The sequence below is a fragment of the Nonlabens sp. Ci31 genome, from assembly GCF_012974865.1.
Classification (GTDB): domain Bacteria; phylum Bacteroidota; class Bacteroidia; order Flavobacteriales; family Flavobacteriaceae; genus Nonlabens.
This window is the reverse complement of sequence record NZ_CP043633.1, coordinates 1,545,109-1,563,659: the sequence shown is the minus strand read 5'-3', so window position 1 is coordinate 1,563,659 and position 18,551 is coordinate 1,545,109. Positions and strand designations below refer to the sequence as shown.

Below are 18,551 nucleotides of genomic sequence, written 5' to 3'. Positions count from 1 at the left end.
TTACAAAATGCCTCAGTGGTGGAATTGGTAGACACGTTGGATTCAAAATCCAATGCTTCACGGCGTGCCGGTTCGATTCCGGCCTGAGGTACTTAAAGGGCTCTTTTTTACATTATAAAGGGAGCTCTTTTTACATTTTATTGCTTTCTTTTCATTGTTAACAATTAGATAATACAAGTGAATGAAAGCCGCTAAGCTGCTGAATATCCATAGGTTTCTTTGTAATTAAATCTATTAAATAGTAGCAGTATACCCTATTTCATTAAATTTTATGGATACATTAAGAAATGTTGTGTTATTTTCGCTCCAGAAATTATATATTTACCCCCTTAATCTGAAAATTAAATTAATTAAATAAGTCAAATGAAACGATCCCTTTCAATTCTATTCACGGCAGCCATGACATTCGGTGTTGCTGGTGTAGCTTCAGCTACAGCATTCGTACAAGATGCTACTGAAACAAAAACGACAGAAACCTTCCACCAAGTATTAAAGAAAAACTTTATAGATGGAGGTCCTGGATTTATGGCAATCGTATTAGTATGTCTTATATTAGGACTTGCTATTGCCATTGAAAGAATTATCTATTTGAATCTTTCTACAACAAACTCTAAGAAACTAGCTGCAGACGTAGAACAAGCTCTAAAAAGTGATGGTATAGAAGCTGCTAAAGACATATGTCGTAATACTAAAGGACCTGTGGCATCTATCTACTATCAAGGACTTGACAGAGCAGACGAAAGCATTGAAGCTGCTGAAAAAGCAGTTATTGCTTATGGTGGTGTTCAAATGGGCCAACTAGAGAAAAACGTATCTTGGGTCTCTTTATTTATCGCACTTGCTCCAATGCTTGGTTTTATGGGTACCGTAATAGGTATGATTGGATCCTTTAACAGTATTGAAGAAGCTGGAACAATGGAACCATCTCTCGTAGCTGGTGGTATTAAGGTAGCACTTCTTACAACTGTATTTGGTCTTATAGTAGCGATTATCCTTCAGATTTTTTATAACTACATCGTTTCTAAAATCGATAGTATCGTAAATGATATGGAAGACGCATCTATTACTCTTATCGATATTCTTGTAGATTACAAGAACGGTAAGTAATTAACCATAACAAAAACACATCATGGTTTTACATAAAGCATTAAAATACCTAGTTCTTCTTTTGAGCCTTATAGCGATGGGATTCTTTTTCTATACGCTAGCTATAGGTGATGAAGCCATAGAACTAAATACAGCCGGCAGCCAGGCTGTTACCGTATCGCCCCTCATATTTCTTGCGTATGTTACGCTTGCGCTTACTATAGTGATCGTACTTATCTTTGTAGTGAAAGGTTTATTCACCAATCCAGCAGCTCTTAAAAAGGCAGGGGTTTCGGTAGGCCTTTTAGCTCTTGTAGCCTTAATTTCTTACTATGGACTTGCTGATGACAGCAATACAGTAGGATTTATTGAAGGTGGCAAGATTATTGAACTTGATAATGGAGCGCAACTTACAAAGGGAACCTCTCAATGGATAGGAGCTTCTTTATATATGTTCTACATACTTGCTGCTGTAGCAGTAGGAACAGTTGTATGGTCTGGAGTAAGCAAACTTATAAAAAAATAAATCATGGCTAGAAGATCTGCACCAGAAGTAAACGCGGGATCGATGGCAGACATCGCATTCCTACTATTGATCTTCTTCCTGGTTACGACCACGATCGAAGTAGATAGTGGTATTGCTAGTAAGCTGCCACCACCTATAGAAATTGAATCCCCGCCACCGCCAATTAAAGAAAAGAATATATTTCAGGTCGTAGTAAATGCTGAAAACAGACTGCTTGTTGAAGATGCTGATATGGAAATTGGCAAGTTAACAGATGCAGCGGTTAAGTTTTTGGATAATGGCGGAGGAACTGATGCTAGGAATGTTTGTACGTATTGTAGAGGTGATAAAAACCCTAAATCCTCAGACAATCCTAAAAAAGCAGTTATTTCCTTAGTTAATGACAGACAGACCTCCTATAAAATGTACCTCGCGGTTACTAATGAACTCGTAAGAGCTTATGCGATCCTAAGAGATCGAGAAGCAAAACGTCTTTATAATGAAACCTATCAATCTATGTCCAAGAGGTCAGACGATTGGCCAGCAGACGAAAAAGAAACTCCAGAATACCTAGAGTTGCAAGACAGAATGGAAAATGTTAGAGATTTGTTTCCTAGAAACCTTTCTGAAGCTGAACCTCAAAATAGAGAATAATTATGTCTAAATTTAAGAAAAAAAAGAGTGGTGCATTACCAGCTGTAAATACAGCTTCTCTTCCAGATATTGTATTTATGTTATTGTTCTTTTTCATGGTAGCAACCGTAATGAGAGATGATGAACTACAAATTGAAAATAAGCTTCCACAAGCAAATCAGGTGGAAAAGCTTGCTGAAAAAAAGAAAATAATTACTATTTACATAGGAAAACCTAATCCTAATTTTACAAAGCAATTCGGTATTTCTGAAGTGATTCAACTAGGTGATAAAATTTCACCAGTTAGTGACGTACAGACTTTTGTTAACACTAAAAGAAATGCAATGGATGAAGATGATAAAGATTCCATGACCGTTTCTCTAAAAGTAGATCAAAATTCCCAAGTTGGAATATTAACAGATGTTAAACAAGAGTTGAGGGATGCTATGGCGCTTAAAATTAGTTATACGTCAATTGAAGGTGACCCTTTAAAAAATTTAAAGAAGTAATCTTTTTGTAAATAAAACTTTTAAAATAGCCGTTCTCCTAAGAACGGCTATTTTTATACCTTTACTTTTCAATTATAGATGTACTATATGAGGTTTATTTCCCTGCTTTTATTGTTTTTATTAGGAACCTTATCTTCCGTAGCTCAAGATAAGAAGCAAACGGAAAACGCTATACCTAGTGTAGTGGATTCCCTTTATAGAGAAGATCAATTCTATGTTGGATTATCTTTCAACCTCATCACTGAGCAACCCAGATCTTTTTCCCAAAACGGATTTTCTGGAGGTCTTCATATGGGTTTTATCAGAGACATGCCTATCAATAAGCGACGTAATCTAGCCATAGGAGTCGGACTAGGGGTTTCAACTAACACGTACAACTCCAACCTATTTATAGGGGAAGAACCTAGTGGTGAGACTATTTTTAGCATCATTGATGACAGTATCGACATAGATCGCAATAGATTCAACACCAACCTTATCGAGATGCCCATTCAGTTGAGATGGCGTACTTCTACTCCTACTAACTATAGCTTTTGGCGTATTTATGCTGGAGTGAAATTCTCGTATATCTATTATTACAAAGCAAAATATAAAAGCGGGGGCAATAGCGTTATTCAAACTGATATTCCAGAACTGAATAGGTTGCGCTATGCTGCAACACTTACTTTAGGTCATAGTAGTTTTAATGCTTTTGTGCAGTATGATTTGATCACACTATTCCGTAAAGACGCTTTAATAGATAACCAGCGTGTAAACCTACAACCGATCAAATTCGGTATTGAGTTTTATATTCTTTAATAGTGACATCCTACAAAGAACAAAAAACGCTTAACTCGACAATAAGATGCTTCGATCAACTCAGCACAAGTAAACTCCGTACTAGTAAACTCATTACTAGTGAAAGCAATACTGGCGAGATCAACACAGGTATCTCAATGAAAAAAGAGGAACCTAGCTATTTTTAAAATGATTTAGACAATGCTGATACAAGTAGTTCGTGTTTCTAATCTCAACAACTCTTTTCTAAAGAAAACCTCTATAGAAAACAACGTACCGCATATTTGTCTTATGATGTTTAAGGGAAATCCACCTCATCAAATACTGATCTCATTGCCCGTTTACAAAAAGAAAAAGAGTCGATCCAATTCAACTTAAAGTTCCACTTTTACTTCTAAGTTACCGAATAGCTAAAAGCCAGTACCTGACTTACTAACCCCAACGCAAATCCAAAAATAAGTTCGTGGCCTTTGTGAGCCTTCATACTCAATCTAGAGGTCGCCGTAAGACCAGAAACGACACCCATGAGAGCCATTGGTAACAAGAGACTTATTCCTTGTGTAAAGGAAAGCATTATACAAAAACCCAAAACACCTCCGGTTGCCATCAAGTGAAGACTTATTTTGTATCTCAAAGCAGTCATTAACGTAGCCACCAAAGTTGCTATTAAGATTCCTATAAAAAAGTAATACAATGATAAATGCAAACCGTCTCTAAAGGCACCGCGCAACAATATAACTAATAAGATCATGTAAACCAGTAAAGGAGTGATGCGTTCCCTAGTGCTGGAAAGGTGAATGCTATTTACAATACCTAGAATCTTAAGCATCGTATAAACGAGTAACGGAATGGCAGCGGTAAGAATAACTATAAGGTACAATTTTATCTGTACATTCTCTGGATCGTTGTAATAGTTGAAATTAAAGTACCATAGCGACACTACCGAAGGAATAAATAGCGGGTTGACAATGTAACTCCACAGCTTTAGAAACCACTTCATAAGGCTCTAAATCTCTTTTCTTAAGCGTGCAACAGGAATGTCTAATTGTTCTCTGTACTTAGCAACTGTTCTACGAGCAATAGGGTACCCTTTTTCCTTAAGCAATTCGGCTAGTTTTTGATCTGTAAGCGGCTTTTTCTTACTTTCATCATTGATAACCGTTTCTAGAATTTTTTTAATCTCTCTAGTGGAAACCTCTTCTCCATCCGTATTGGTCATAGATTCAGAGAAGAATACTTTTATTAATTTAGTTCCGTATGGCGTATCAACATATTTAGAATTTGCCACTCGAGAAACCGTAGAAACATCCATATCAATCTTATCGGCAATATCCTTTAAGATCATAGGTCTTAAATTACGCTCATCTCCAGATTGAAAATACGCCTGCTGATAATGCATAATGGTGGACATGGTGACAAATAAGGTTTCTTGTCGTTGTTTAATAGCGTCTATAAACCATTTAGCTCCATCTAATTTTTGTTTGATAAACATGACCGCATCTTTTTGAGATTTGGTTTTTTCTTTAGCCTCTTTATACCCGCGCAACATATTAGAATAATCTCTAGATACGTGCAACTCTGGGGCATTACGCCCATTAAGTGTGAGTTCTAATTCTCCATCTTTGATTCTAATGGTAAAATCAGGAACTACTTGTTCTACGACTCGGGTACTTCCACCAGCATAAGAACCTCCAGGTTTAGGGTTTAAATGCTCTATATCGTCTATTGCATCCCGCAATTCATCTTCCGTGATATCATATTTAGCCATGATTTTCGAATAATGCTTCTTACTAAATGCATCAAAGGAATCTCTTATTAATTTTATGGCGATCTCAATACTTTCTGTTTTCCGCTTTCGCGAAAGCTGTAACAATAAACACTCTTGCAAATTACGAGCTCCTACCCCAGCAGGATCTAATTCATGAACGACTTTAAGTACTTTTTCCACCTCTTCCACTTCGGTATACAAATTCATGGTAAAAGCAAGGTCATCAGTAATGTCTTCCAGCGATCTTCTTATATAACCACTCGCATCGATGCTGCCCACAAGAAACTCTGCAATCGCTCTGTGATCTTCACTTAATCTGCGCGTGTTGAGTTGTTCTAATAAGGTTTGTGTGAAGGATTTTCCAGCGGCATATGGAATGCTTTTCTCATCGTCATCTGCGCTGTAGTTATTTGCTTTGGTACGGTATTCAGGAATGTCATCATCGCTCAGATAATCATCTACATTAATATCGTCTGTTTCAATAGACTCATTTCCGTCCTCGTAATCTTCTTCATTAGAAAACTCATCGTACTCATCATCTGTTTTTTCTTTACCGTCATCTAAAGCCGGATTTTCTTCCAGTTCTGATTTTACCCGTTGCTCAAAAGCCTGAGTCGGCAATTGTATCAATTTCATCAACTGTATTTGTTGAGGAGATAACTTCTGAGATAATTTAAAATTTAGTGACTGTTTAAGCATGTATGTTTTATAACTAAGTAAAAATACTAAAAGCCTATTTGATTAAAGACAAAGTTGTTAAAATTATAACAAACCTATACCTTTAGTCCCTTTTCAAACAGAAAGTCCCGATTTCTGGCTTAGAAATCAGGACTTCCATATAGTTGAATTTCTTTTAAAAAGAAGCGTTTCCAGGAGTACGCGGATAAGGGATCACATCTCGCACATTCCCCATTCCAGTTACGAACATAACCAGTCTTTCAAATCCGAGACCGAACCCACTGTGCACCACACTACCGAATTTACGCATTTCTAAGTACCATCCTAACTCTTCTAAAGGAATACCCATCGCGTCCATTTTTCCTTTAAGGACATCATAACGTTCTTCACGTTGTGAGCCCCCTACTATTTCACCTATCCCAGGGAATAGAATATCCATAGCTCTTACGGTTTCACGACCTTCACTATCAGCATCATTTAGCCTCATATAAAAGGCTTTGATTTTTGCAGGATAGTCAAATAAGATAACAGGGCATTCAAAATGCTTTTCTACCAGATAGCGCTCATGCTCTGATTGTAAGTCGGTACCCCATTCTTCAATGATGTATTTAAATTTTTTCTTTTTATTAGGCTTAGAATTTCTTAAGATATCAATCGCCTCTGTATAAGAAACACGTTTAAAGTTATTCTTACCTATAAATGCGAGCTTCTCTCTTAATGGCATCGGACTGCGCTCAACCATGGGCTTGCTTTTATCCTCTTCGGTTAACCTATTTTCTAGAAACTCAATATCGTCAGAACAATTATCGAGCGCATATTCTACCACATATTTGATAAAATCTTCGGCCAGGTCCATGTTGGCATCCAGATCATTAAATGCTACCTCAGGCTCTATCATCCAGAACTCGGCTAGGTGACGAGAGGTATTGGAGTTTTCTGCTCTAAAGGTTGGTCCGAAGGTATACACTTGACCCAATCCCATTGCATAAGTTTCGGCTTCCAACTGACCAGAGACCGTTAAATTAGATTCCTTTTCAAAAAAATCTTGCTTGTAATCGATGTTTCCCCCCTCATCCAACGGCGGACTCTTAGGATCTAAAGTGGATATTCTAAACATTTCTCCAGCACCTTCTGCATCACTTCCTGTGATGATAGGTGTGTGTGCTTGATAAAAGCCTTGTTCTTGAAAATACTTGTGAACTGCAAAGGATAACGCTGCTCTTACGCGCATTACTGCACCAAAAGTATTGGTACGCACTCTTAAATGCGCTTGTTCTCTTAAGGTTTCCAGTTTGTGTTTTTTAGGAGAAAGTATGGTTTTCTTCACCTCTTCAGGGTCTGCAGTAGCGAGAATTTCTATTTTAGTTACCTGTAGCTCTACACGTTGTCCAGAACCTTCACTTTCTACCAGTGTTCCAGTTACAGCAACTGCTGCTGCCACTGTAATTTTATCTAAAAGGTCGCGTTCGTGATTTTCTGGCTCTATAACGGCTTGTAAATTATGAATGGTAGAACCATCGTTGACCGCTATAAATCTATCGTTTCTAAAACTACGTACCCAGCCTTTTACGGTAATCTCTGCCATACTAGGCTCAGACTTGAGTATTGCTGCTATTCTTTTCATTGGTTTTCTGGATCAATTCAGTCTGGCAAATATAATTTTTATGAAGCGTTGGTACAATTAATTATGATTCTAAATGTGATGCTGTTTGTGGGGGTCTCGCTTTCGCGAAAGTGAGAAAAGAGAAGACCTTTCTTTCAAACTACCAATGATACTGCTTAGAGCACAACTCCATTTAATTTTACCCTAGTAAAATATAAACAACTAGATTTCTATTTATTAAAATTATTTGGAAACAAAAAAGCTTGTTTTGAAATTCAAAACAAGCTTTTTTAGTCACCATACTAGTGTTTATTTATTGAACCACTATCTGATGATTTTCTTGTTGACCGCTATGTTCCATTTTTAGTATATACGTGCCAGGCATAAGATTAGAAATGTCAAAAGAAGCACCTAAATTATGTCGTTTTATAAAAACCTGACGTAGATTTCCTAGATCGTACATCTCTACCATGATATGATACTCGCAAAACGGATCTGCATTTTGATTAAGTAAACCGTTTAAACCCTGTGTAGGAGTACAAGTCCATGTAGGATTTACGTTAAAAGATATCGTAATATCAGTAATTGCTCGGACTGGTGATATAATAAAGTTATCGCTCCTGCTATTTGAATTGCCAGAGTTGCCATTGGCAGTACTACAATCATCATCACAAACGTTCAAATCTACACTATACTCTTTCCATTCTGACCAGCCGCATATATTATGTGATCTAGCTTCAAAAATGAGTAATTCATTACTAGTAGGAAATAGTACAACTTCTGGATTGATACGTTTCTCAAATCTCCATCCCAGTAAGATTGTGATGGGGTTACTCTTCACATTTCTATTTTATCATATTCAAAAATAGATGGTGAGCCTATATTAAAACGTACAGATACCTGCTCGCAATATTCATCTTCATAAAGTGATAATGAAGGAATATCCAAATTCAAAATTTGAGTGTTATTTCCTATTACAGGAATCCCTAAGTAGACTTCTTTTGTAAATACTTGATTTGAAACACCACATTTTACAGACTGGACAGTTAATGGAATGACAGCATAGTTGTTATAATCATTCTGTCTAGTAACCACTACTTGATTATTGGTTGAATTGCTTATTATTAAGTTAGTACTATTAGAAGTCCACGAGTAGGAGCTCGCACCACTAAGTACAAAAAAACACCTGTATCACAGACGTTATCTGAACCTTGAATTCCTAAGTTTACTAAATCGCAAATAAATGTACCGTTAAATATGTCCTCATCACCTGAAACCGTATTCAGTTCTAAAGCTAGCCAATCCCCATTACGTGTATTAAAAGATATATGCCTTTCATTCAAACCTGTTGAATTATAAGAGGTACTATAATTATCAAAAGGAATAGTAAGTGAACCACTAGGCGGGCTAGAAGAATTATATTTAAATAAATAATCCCGCTCATTCAAAGAAGAAAAACCTTCACCCACATCTAGAGCACTTGTTGTAGGAATAAAATTAAAGCCATCAGCATATCTTCCAGAAATTCCTAAAGAAAAGAAAAGACCGTTTCCCGTCTAACTAGCATCATTTAAATCAAAAGAATTATTAAGACCAACAGGATATGTTTCTATAGGTAATAAAACGCTTGATGGATTATCAAGGTTTAAATCTGTAATAGTAAAGTTAAGATTGATGCTGAATCACAACTATCCGAAAGTTTAATTTTAAAAGAAGCTTGAGAATCCCGTATGTTGGTTTTGCAAACTAAAAATACAAACACTCCTCTAATACGCTAAATTTTAGATTTAGTTCCTTCTTGGATGCTTGCTCGCTGCGCCGAAACACATAAAAGCGACAAAGGGTGCAGTAAGTATAAGACCTTGGATCAATTTGTAGCTTTAACTTTCGGACAGCTTAATAAGTGCTTTACTTGGAGCGATATTTCTACTGGTATAGGCGTGTCAGAGACATTTATATCTAGTTGAGGACTCCATCAAAGTCCTGCAGGTTCTACGATGGGTGAAGGCAATAAGAATAGAGATTATAAAGTCTTTGAGACCCTTTACCACAGGCTTGTATCACATTATAGCCGTATGCTTTCTAATCGATATCAGTCCCACATAATCAAAGAAATCCAAGACCGAAACAAAAAGCTCATAGACAATACTATTATTAGCCTATGCTTGTCTATGTTTGATTGGGCAAAATTTTGGACAGCAAAAGGAGGTATCAAAATACATACTTGTTGGGACGATACTATGATGATACCAGATGTGGTAAGCAGTCTATGGCTGTGCAGTCTGGGACGTCGTCGCTATCGCAGGACGTTAAAAGTATCGAGAATAGTATGATAAGCGAAACCGCAATACTTCGACAAGCTCAGCAGGGCGTAAATGCGATTTGACAAATAAGGCGTTATGTTTTTTATGGTATAAATATTAAGATTATTTATCCAATAGATGTAAATTTTAAGTAATGGTTGCGTTACTTATTATTCTACATTCATGCTCTTACAAGATGATCTTGTAAGGATCATTTTACTAGAAGCATTTTGAGAACAGCTCATCCGGAGATGAAATTATTACTGATGAGTAACTTTGTTAACTTCTTTACCTCCCTAATTTTGTACTAAGGAACTAAGGATTATTAAAAATAGCAAGTAAATGAGAGGTATTGGTATTCTTATATCTTTCGCGAAAGCTAAACTTAAATCCTAATCCTCTTCCTCACCCTGCACTGGCTCGATAAGCGGAATCGCTGGTTTTTTAAACGTGCGCTCGTTGGCAATACTTCTTTCCAGAGAAAGCAACATACTAGGCAGTAGCAATAAGTTTGCTGCCATGGCAAAAAGCAAGGTAGCACTCACTAAGGCTCCCAAAGCAACCGTACCTCCAAAACTAGAAAATGTAAATGTTAAGAATCCAAAAAACAAAACTATGGACGTATAAAACATACTCACACCGGTTTCTTTTAAGGCTGCGTAAACAGACCTCTTGATTTTCCAGTTGTTTGCAATAAGCTCTTGACGGTATTTAGCTAAAAAATGAATCGTGTCATCTACAGAAATACCAAAAGCAATGGAAAATACTAGAATTGTGGAAGGCTTAATAGGTACTCCTAAATACCCCATCAGTCCAGCTGTGATTAATAATGGCAAAAGGTTTGGCACCAGCGATACAAATATCATGCGCAGCGACTTGAACATCCACGCCATAAAAAGAGCGATGAGCACAATGGCCAGTGATAAAGAAAGTATCAAATTATTAACGAGATAATCGGTTCCTTTTTGAAAGACCAACGCCTTTCCAGTAATAGTGACTTCATAGCGGTCTTCTGGAAAAATGGTTTTTATTTTTTCTCTTAGGTTTTCTTCTACGCGTTCCATGCGGTCTGTCCCCATGTCCTTCATAAACGTAGTCACACGTGCATATTGTCCGGTACTGTCCACAAAGCTTTTCATTAAGGAAATATCCTTAGCGCTTTTCTTTACCAGTTGAGCCATGGTAAGTGCATCATAAGTGGATGGTAAATCAAAATATTCTGGATCGCCACCATAAAAAGCCTGCTTACTAAATTTAACGGCAGACACCAGTGACATAGGTCGGGAAAGCTCTGGTGTTTCAATGATATGCTCTTCTAGTTTGTTTAGTTTTTTCAGTGTTTTAAGAGCAGTAACTTTTTCGTTTTTACTGTAAACTACTATTTCCAGTGGCATAATTCCATCAAAGCTCTCTTCAAAAAACTTGATATCCTTATAAAATTGCATTCCTTTAGGCATGTCTTCTATCAAGCTCCCAGAAACTTTGATTTGATAGATCCCTATAAAACTCAAAATTAGAACAACAACACTAGTGATATAAATGGGAATGCGCTTTTTCTTAACCATACGTTCATTCCAAGATACAAAACCATTGATCCAGGTTTTGCCAAGGTGTTGTAAATGACGTTCCTTAGGGATAGGCAAGTAACTATAGACAATTGGAATAATCATCAAACTCAGCAAGAATATAGCGATAATACATATACTGGCTAACACACCAAATTCTACCAACAACTTGCTTTCTGTAAAGATAAAAGTCGCAAATCCGCTGGCAGTTGTAAGGTTAGTCATCAAAGTGGCATTACCTACTTTAGTAATGACCCGTTGCAATGACAAGGCTTGATTACCGTGTTTTTTTATTTCTTGCTGGTATTTATTGATCAAGAAAATACAATTGGGAATCCCGATCACAATAATCAATGGCGGAATTAATGCCGTGAGAACCGTAATTTCATAACCTATCCATCCTAAAATACCGAAAGCCCACATCACTCCTATTATAACGGTTAGGATGGAGATAAAAGTCGCTCGCCAGGATCTAAAGAAAAAGAAGAAAATTCCTGAAGTAATTGCCAATGCAGCGATCAAAAACATGCCTATCTCATCAACAATATTCTGAGAATTGAGCGTCCTGATATAAGGCATTCCAGAGGTCCTGATATCCAACTCATTTTTAGTGGAATATTCTTGAACAAGCGGTTGGAATTTATCGATGACAAAGTCTGCGCGCTCCTTTGTGTTTACAATCTCCTTCTTTAAATAAATAGCGGTACGTATCACGCTATCATTTTCTGAATAGATCAGGTTTTTATAAAAAGGCAAATCATTAAAGAGCTTCTTTTTAAAAGCTATTAATTCGTCATTATCTTTAAGAACTTCTTTAAGAACAGGCTCTATAATAAATTGAGTATTATCTTCTGTCTTTGACAGATTAGGTAGGTTAGAAGTGGAAAGCACTAATTCTACTTCCTCAAAAGTGGCTATGGAATCTGCCAACTCATTCCAAGCATTAAAGCTTTTAAAGTTATCTAAATTTTTATTTTCTACCCCTAGAATAATAAGGTTTCCTTCTTCACCAAATTTATCTAAAAACTTATTGTACTCTTCATTTATGGGATGGTCGTCTGGAAGAAGATTTGCTTCCGTATGAGTAAACTGCATGTACTTCCATTGTGTGGCAAAAGCGATAGTTATGATCACAATAAGCCCGAGAATGATCTCCCTATTGCGCAGTATCAGTCTAGCAATACTGTTCCAAAATCTAAAACTAAATAACTTTTGCATGGATCATTTTAAGGCGTGCAAATGTACTTTTAAAACGTGTGATTATTTAACGATTAGTTATTTAATGTGCTGTGCACAGTATAAATTAAGAAACCTTAACAGAATCGATAATTTTACCTTTGCTTCAAACAAAGTAAAGGTGTAATTTAATAGGAATTGTCATCAGTTTTTTTCGAGTATTAAAGCTCTAAATAGAAGGTGAATTTTACGGCCACATTATCTGCAAAATCAGGAAGATGATAAGCACCATAACGGTAACTCGCGCTCAACCCAAAACCAAATAGCAATTTATTCAACTCAAAACCACTTTCAAAATAGCCTTTTTCTAAGGTATTGATCGTTACATTTTGATGACGTTGTGCGTTGTCTAAATCGCCCCAAGCAACTTTAGAAATTAAAACCATTTCTGGCTTTAAAAAAGAAAAAATATTAAAAGGAGCAAAGTGATGCTTTATCTGACCTACCGTAAGCTTATCAGAAAAGAACTCATTGAAATACATGGTTTCAAAACTACGCCTTCCTGCAACAGAGAATCGTTGTAAAATCTCATCTCTATTAGGCGCATTAGGATACGCGTGGTAAAGATGTGTTAACGGCACTTCCCCTGCACTGTAATGACCTTCTAATAAGAATTCTGTACTGGATTTATCCGGTCTTTTAAAAGCGTACTCCACCTTAGCTGATACTTTAAGATAATTGAAATTACTTTCTGTAAATCCTTTAATACCTTGTGTAATTTGACCACTTAAAATAGGGTAACCTCTAGATATCTCTTGATATCCTTTTGGCGTGCGCATATATTCACTAGCTGGACTCCATCTTGCTCCAAGAGAAACCTCAGCTAATACATAATCTGTAAAAACCTCATTATCTGGAATGAATTGGTAATTTGTTGTTTGAGAAATCCGCTTTCGCGAAAGCGAGAGCTCACTAATCACAGAGGGAAACAAACGCTGTTGTAACGACATCCCATATTCTTTATACAAGTAGAACGTAGGAATATTGATCAATCTAGGCTCAAAAAGCGAGTATACCCGGGCGTCTGTCAAAAAGCTCTCTGCGGCAAACTCTGTAATGTCATCTTGTTTGTAAATATTAAGCCAGGTATTTTTTTCCTTATTGATGCGGTAACCTATTCCTATTTTATGTTTGAAAACAGCGTCTTTAGTTCCATAGGCAAGGTAACCATTGATTCTAAAACTTTCACTCAACTTCTCATTCGTCTGACCACCTATTCCTAATCTAAAAGCTTCATAATCGTTGTATTTCACCAGATATTTCAAATCAATATCCACAAAACTCACCGGGAAATACCCTACTTTAAATTTATCCAAAGTCTCTAGTTTCCGAGTGATTTTTGACGCATCTACGATACTGTCCAAATTCATAAACTGAGCCAGCTCTGTAGTAGAAAAGGCGTCCTCTCCTCTGTATTTTTCCCAGTAGGTATCTAGTTGGTCGATAGCCGAGTCCTGAACTTCTATTTTAAGACCACGCCTTCCATAATTCAGGCTTTTATTGGTTTTAAAATTAGAATTGACCGCTTCCATAATCAAGTAAAGCTCTTCTGCTGCTTTTTGGTCATCATTAGTACTTTTCTCGATTCCCACTTCTAGTCGAGCACCAAACAGTTCCACCTCTTTCCTGGTTTTTTCTTGTCGCACATAAAGTTTTCTAGAACTGTTGAACCATAGCGAAAACATTTCATCATAAACAAATTCATGATAAGCGTTGATATAAAGAGCTCCTGTCTTTTCAAAAACTGCTTTTGCCACTCCATAAGTTTGCTGGTCGATGTAGAGAAAACCAGAAAACAAACGAAGTCCTTTTTCTACTCTAGGCGAAAAACTTAATTTAGTAACGACTCTTCCCCCAATAAGAGAGTCCTTTACAATTTGAAAATTGTACAAGGAAATAGACTTCTCATTCAGCGGGCTGATGTATTCTTGATCAAAAATGATATACTTCTCATCGTATATATTCTCTGACTGGAAGTCGATATTATAAATAGGATAAACAGGCTCATCAAAACCGGGCATATTTGCCCCAGTAATCACCTCTTTATATCCTTCTATGTGATCGTAAATATGTTGGGAGGTTTTTTCTGCAAAAAAGACACCTGTTTTCTTAAGCGTTTTACGCAGTTCCGTTTTTTTATAACCTGGTCCTGTTAATGCCTCTGGATCTCCAGACACTTTTAAATTCTCATAAGCATCGTACTTATAAGAATTAAGCTTGTGAGTGGGGTCATTTTTCTTTTTAGAAATAAGGACTTTAGTCATTAACAATTCTGCTTCTTGCACACCTTTCCTTTGCGCAGCTGCGGTGGTGCATAAAAGCAAAAACAGAATCCCAAAAAATAACCTCATAAAATTAAGACTGGCTTAGAAATATTAAAAGTAGAACAAGCTTAAGCATTAAGTTATTGTGTTTAAGTGCATATGAAGAGCATAAAAAAAGCGTTCTAAAAAGTATATTATTTAAATAGCAAAAGGAACTTGTTAATGATGGTATTATAATAGATGTACCACGAATTTTTGACCGACTCCAAATGACACTCAAGTATTTTTGTTGCTTTTTAGAAAGCCTTTTTTTATAGAAGAATAAGATATGACCTATTAAACCGTCATGATTTCTTTTTCTTTCACTACCAGATGCTCTTCTATTTTTGTAATGTACTTGTTGGTTAGATCTTGCACATCAGCTTCTGCATTTTTAAGTAAATCTTCAGAGATATCGAGTTTCTTAAGTTCGTTCATCGCCCCCTTACGGTCGTTACGCACCCCTATCTTTGCTTCTTCACCTTCTGCTTTTGCTTGTTTGGTAAGATCTTTACGTCGTTCTTCTGTAAGAGCGGGAACATTTATAATGATGCTTTCTCCATTATTCATGGGGTTCAAACCTAGGTTTGCGTACATAATACCTTTTTCTATTTCGGTAATCATTCCTTTTTCCCAAGGTTGTATGCTTAAGGTACGCGCGTCTGGAGTAGAAATGTTAGCTACTTGAGTTAGCGGTGTCTGGCTGCCGTAATAATCTACCATAACGGTACTTAACATAGCAGGCATGGCTTTACCAGCGCGTATACTCAATAATTGTTTTTCTAAATGTGTGATAGCGTTATCCATGTTTTCTTTGGTGCTATCGAGTATGAAATCGATTTCTTCTGTCATCACTACTTTATTTATAAGGTGCAAGGCAAATATATTGCCGTTTTTATAATTGTACTTTAGTTCCTATGTTTTCACCGTTCAACAGCTTGAGTAAATTTCCGTGGGTATTCATGTCAAAAACGATGATAGGTAATTCATTTTCCTGACTTAAGGTAAAAGCAGTCGTATCCATTACTTTAAGACCTTTACGCAAGACATCATCAAAGGTTATAAAGTCAAATTTAGTTGCTGTGGCGTCCTTTTCAGGATCTGCAGTATAAATTCCATCTACTCTGGTTCCTTTAAGAATGACATCTGCTTCAATTTCTATGGCTCTAAGCACTGCGGCACTATCTGTGGTAAAATAAGGGTTACCAGTTCCACCTCCGAAGATGACTACGCGTCCTTTTTCCAGATGTCGCATCGCTTTACGACGTATAAATGGCTCTGCCACTTCATCAATTCTAATGGCGCTTTGCAGCCTAGTAGGCACACCAGCATCTTCTAAAGCACTTTGTAATGCCAGGCCATTAATGACCGTTGCCAGCATTCCCATGTGATCCCCTTGTACGCGATCCATTCCATTACTTGCCCCAGCAACTCCTCTAAAGATATTTCCACCACCTATTACTACGGCAACTTCAATTCCTAGATCAGTCACTTCTTTAATCTCCTCGGCATACTCTGCCAGGCGTTTTGGATCGATACCATACTGTCTCTCGCCCATTAAGGCTTCTCCAGAAAGTTTTAATAAGACGCGGTTGTATTTCATAAGGCTGTGGTGTGTCCTGCAAATATAAATGAATTAGAAAACCTATTAAATTTTTATTAAGGGATTGTTGTGTCGTAGAAGAGTATAAATTTCAAATCGTGGTTTACAATTAGAGTTTGCGACTTATACGTAATAAAGACCATTTATTAAAAAATGATTGTCAAGTCACTACTTTTCTTCCCATAAAATTTGTCGAGATTAAGTTTTACTTGAAGCAAGTGCTTTTCCCAAATTGGTCTGGGATCTGTTTGTCTTTTCTCAGGGATTGTTAGGTTCCTTTTATTCTCACGCTCCAGCTTTGTGACCTCTCCTATCTCTCACTCTGACAGGCTACGTGTGACAACTTAGTCCTCGTTTTTGATTTCAAGTTCTAATTCAAGTTCGAGTTCAATTTCAAGTTCAATTTCAGGTTCAAGTTCAAAAGGTCAAAAGGTCAACCCATAAAATTTGGCTGCAAATTCTATAATTAAACAAAATTGCTTGTTCCAAATTTATCAGGGATCGCTGGAAACTTTCTCTGACATTGTTAACTACTATTGCATCGTATTAAAAATAACTCATTGAAAATTAGGATTTTTCTTAGTTTCTTAGTTTCTTAGTTTCTTTAGATCATATTAATCTTTTAAAATAGTTTATTAGGAGAAAATTAGTTTTTGCAGTACTGGCTGGAGTATTTATGTTGAGTAGTGGGTTTTCTACTTTTGATCAAAATGAAAAATTGGAATACACCGTTGATTGTAATTATTCAATTACTAGAACTTGGATAGGTGCTAATATGGAACCACAACAGGAAACACATTATTTTTTTGGTACGGCTGATAATGAATTACAATGTTCGGGAAGACAAAGACATCATATCGCTGGATTAAATATGGGTGTTCGTAAATGGTAAAATCAGTATCACAAAGGGTCATTTTTTTAAATTTAATCTTCATGATTTTTTCTTTCCTTGTAGCTAACGCACAAGGAAATGAGAAAAATTTAAAGGTGGAATACATTTATGCAAATGATTTTTTTTCAAATATAGAGGTGTTACTAGCCAATGATAAAAAGTCTATTTATATAAGGCCGGCTCTTAATGTTAAAAGAGATGAAAGTAAAGAGCCTACAGAAGACGACGGTAATTGGAAATTACCACTTCAAGAAATCAAAACAAGTTCTATCTCAATTTTTAAATCAAAAGAAGATAGCAATATTTACGACTATACCGTAAATTTAAATAATGAAAGATATATTGTTAAAGATTCCACTTTTTCAATAAAATGGATTATTGACAAGTCTGTTTCTAAGAAAATCAATGAGTTCTTGTGCTTTAAAGCTTCAACAATATTTAGAGGTAGGAGTTATATAGCCTATTTTACGCCAGAAATACCTATATCATTTGGACCTTTTAAATTTGATAATTTGCCTGGACTAGTACTACAAGTAGAAAATACTGATACTGATATTAAACACAGTTGGACTGCAAAGAAAATTGATTGGGTAAATAAAAATAAAGAGTTACCATCTATAGAAGATTTAGATGCTCCCGCAATAAATCTTTATCAAATTTATATTATGAATAATCGAATTAGAGAAGCTAAAAGCAAAAGATTTTCTTCAAGAGTTCCTGCTGGTGTGAAACACTCAAAAACAGAAGTAAAAAACCTAGCTATTGAAAAAACTTTTGAGTGGAATTAATTAATGAAAAGTGTGAATACTTTAATTAGAAAAAAACTTCATAAAAAGACCCCAATAGTTCTTTTTCTATTTTTTACCTGCTTTATAGGTAACGCTCAAATAACTGGTACAGCGGTAAATGTATTAAAAGAACCAGTTGCATTTCGTTATTAAAGATAGTTAATTAGCACTTGTCACCCTAGAAAATTTTGTTCTCAAATCTTTATTTTTTTTCATATGGCTAGTTCCAAATTTATCAGGGGTCGCTGGAAACTTTCTCTGACATTGTTAACTACTATTGCATCGTATTAAAAATAACCTAC

The 18,551-nt window shown here is 36.2% G+C and carries 17 protein-coding genes, 1 tRNA gene and 1 pseudogene; 9 read left to right on the top strand and 10 right to left on the bottom strand.

Features of this window, described 5'->3' with window-relative positions; translation table 11 throughout:
- Positions 1–9: 9 nt before the first annotated feature.
- The 6 genes from F0365_RS06930 (at position 10) to F0365_RS06905 (ending at position 3,531) form a co-directional block, all read left to right on the top strand.
- Positions 10–91 (top strand) — tRNA-Leu (locus F0365_RS06930).
- Between the two features lie 272 nt (positions 92–363).
- Entirely contained in the window at positions 364–1,107 is a 744-nt protein-coding gene (locus F0365_RS06925; protein ID WP_169933036.1) for a MotA/TolQ/ExbB proton channel family protein, read from the top strand.
- Positions 1,108–1,129: 22 nt separating this feature from the next.
- Positions 1,130–1,612 (top strand): hypothetical protein, encoded by a 483-nt coding sequence (locus F0365_RS06920; protein ID WP_169933035.1) that lies wholly within the window; start codon positions 1,130–1,132, stop codon positions 1,610–1,612.
- A gap of 3 nt (positions 1,613–1,615) precedes the next feature.
- Complete coding sequence (locus F0365_RS06915) at positions 1,616–2,245, top strand: ExbD/TolR family protein (protein ID WP_169933034.1); 630 nt, start codon at positions 1,616–1,618, stop codon at positions 2,243–2,245.
- Positions 2,246–2,247: 2 nt separating this feature from the next.
- The gene (locus tag F0365_RS06910) at positions 2,248–2,733 is read left to right on the top strand and encodes an ExbD/TolR family protein (protein WP_169933033.1); all 486 of its coding nucleotides are present in this window, start codon (positions 2,248–2,250) and stop codon (positions 2,731–2,733) included.
- 87 nt (positions 2,734–2,820) lie between these two features.
- Positions 2,821–3,531 (top strand): outer membrane beta-barrel protein, encoded by a 711-nt coding sequence (locus F0365_RS06905; protein WP_169933032.1) that lies wholly within the window; start codon positions 2,821–2,823, stop codon positions 3,529–3,531.
- 373 nt (positions 3,532–3,904) lie between these two features.
- Here the strand turns inward: F0365_RS06905 and F0365_RS06900 are convergent, their stop codons facing one another.
- The 6 genes from F0365_RS06900 to F0365_RS06875 all read right to left on the bottom strand — a co-directional run bounded on the left by F0365_RS06900 (position 3,905) and on the right by F0365_RS06875 (position 9,028).
- Complete coding sequence (locus F0365_RS06900) at positions 3,905–4,510, bottom strand: hypothetical protein (protein WP_240961931.1); 606 nt, start codon at positions 4,508–4,510, stop codon at positions 3,905–3,907.
- A gap of 6 nt (positions 4,511–4,516) precedes the next feature.
- Positions 4,517–5,977 carry an RNA polymerase factor sigma-54 gene (rpoN, locus tag F0365_RS06895; protein ID WP_169933031.1) on the bottom strand — a complete coding sequence of 487 codons (1,461 nt, stop codon included), beginning with the start codon at positions 5,975–5,977 and terminating at the stop codon, positions 4,517–4,519.
- A 154-nt stretch (positions 5,978–6,131) separates the two neighbouring features.
- Positions 6,132–7,580: an asparagine--tRNA ligase gene (asnS, locus tag F0365_RS06890; RefSeq protein WP_169933030.1), complete on the bottom strand. Its 1,449-nt coding sequence runs from the start codon at positions 7,578–7,580 to the stop codon at positions 6,132–6,134.
- A gap of 292 nt (positions 7,581–7,872) precedes the next feature.
- Positions 7,873–8,400 carry a T9SS type A sorting domain-containing protein gene (locus tag F0365_RS06885; protein WP_169933029.1) on the bottom strand — a complete coding sequence of 176 codons (528 nt, stop codon included), beginning with the start codon at positions 8,398–8,400 and terminating at the stop codon, positions 7,873–7,875.
- On the bottom strand, positions 8,397–8,654 hold the full coding sequence (locus F0365_RS06880; protein ID WP_169933028.1) for a hypothetical protein: 258 nt from the start codon (positions 8,652–8,654) through the stop codon (positions 8,397–8,399). Before F0365_RS06880 ends, F0365_RS06885 begins: the two co-directional genes overlap by 4 nt.
- Positions 8,655–8,683: 29 nt before the next feature.
- Complete coding sequence (locus tag F0365_RS06875; RefSeq protein WP_169933027.1) at positions 8,684–9,028, bottom strand: hypothetical protein; 345 nt, start codon at positions 9,026–9,028, stop codon at positions 8,684–8,686.
- A 309-nt stretch (positions 9,029–9,337) separates the two neighbouring features.
- Between F0365_RS06875 and F0365_RS16530 the strand changes: the two are divergent.
- Positions 9,338–9,823, top strand: a pseudogene (locus F0365_RS16530) (DUF4372 domain-containing protein); the annotation flags it as partial.
- Between the two features lie 431 nt (positions 9,824–10,254).
- Here F0365_RS16530 and F0365_RS06865 read toward each other — a convergent pair.
- The 4 genes from F0365_RS06865 to pyrH form a co-directional block, all read right to left on the bottom strand.
- On the bottom strand, positions 10,255–12,645 hold the full coding sequence (locus F0365_RS06865; protein ID WP_169933025.1) for an efflux RND transporter permease subunit: 2,391 nt from the start codon (positions 12,643–12,645) through the stop codon (positions 10,255–10,257).
- Positions 12,646–12,824: 179 nt separating this feature from the next.
- Complete coding sequence (locus F0365_RS06860) at positions 12,825–15,014, bottom strand: DUF5686 family protein (protein WP_169933024.1); 2,190 nt, start codon at positions 15,012–15,014, stop codon at positions 12,825–12,827.
- 249 nt (positions 15,015–15,263) lie between these two features.
- A complete protein-coding gene (gene frr, locus F0365_RS06855) occupies positions 15,264–15,818 on the bottom strand; it encodes a ribosome recycling factor (protein ID WP_169933023.1) in 555 nt (184 codons plus the stop codon).
- A 43-nt stretch (positions 15,819–15,861) separates the two neighbouring features.
- Entirely contained in the window at positions 15,862–16,569 is a 708-nt protein-coding gene (gene pyrH, locus F0365_RS06850; protein ID WP_169933022.1) for a UMP kinase, read from the bottom strand.
- Between the two features lie 718 nt (positions 16,570–17,287).
- Here pyrH and F0365_RS06845 point away from each other — a divergent pair.
- The gene (locus tag F0365_RS06845; protein WP_169933021.1) at positions 17,288–17,461 is read left to right on the top strand and encodes a hypothetical protein; all 174 of its coding nucleotides are present in this window, start codon (positions 17,288–17,290) and stop codon (positions 17,459–17,461) included.
- Positions 17,455–18,249 carry a GLPGLI family protein gene (locus F0365_RS06840; RefSeq protein ID WP_262889029.1) on the top strand — a complete coding sequence of 265 codons (795 nt, stop codon included), beginning with the start codon at positions 17,455–17,457 and terminating at the stop codon, positions 18,247–18,249. The genes F0365_RS06845 and F0365_RS06840 overlap by 7 nt, the downstream gene beginning before the upstream one ends.
- The last annotated feature ends 302 nt before the right edge of the window (positions 18,250–18,551 follow it).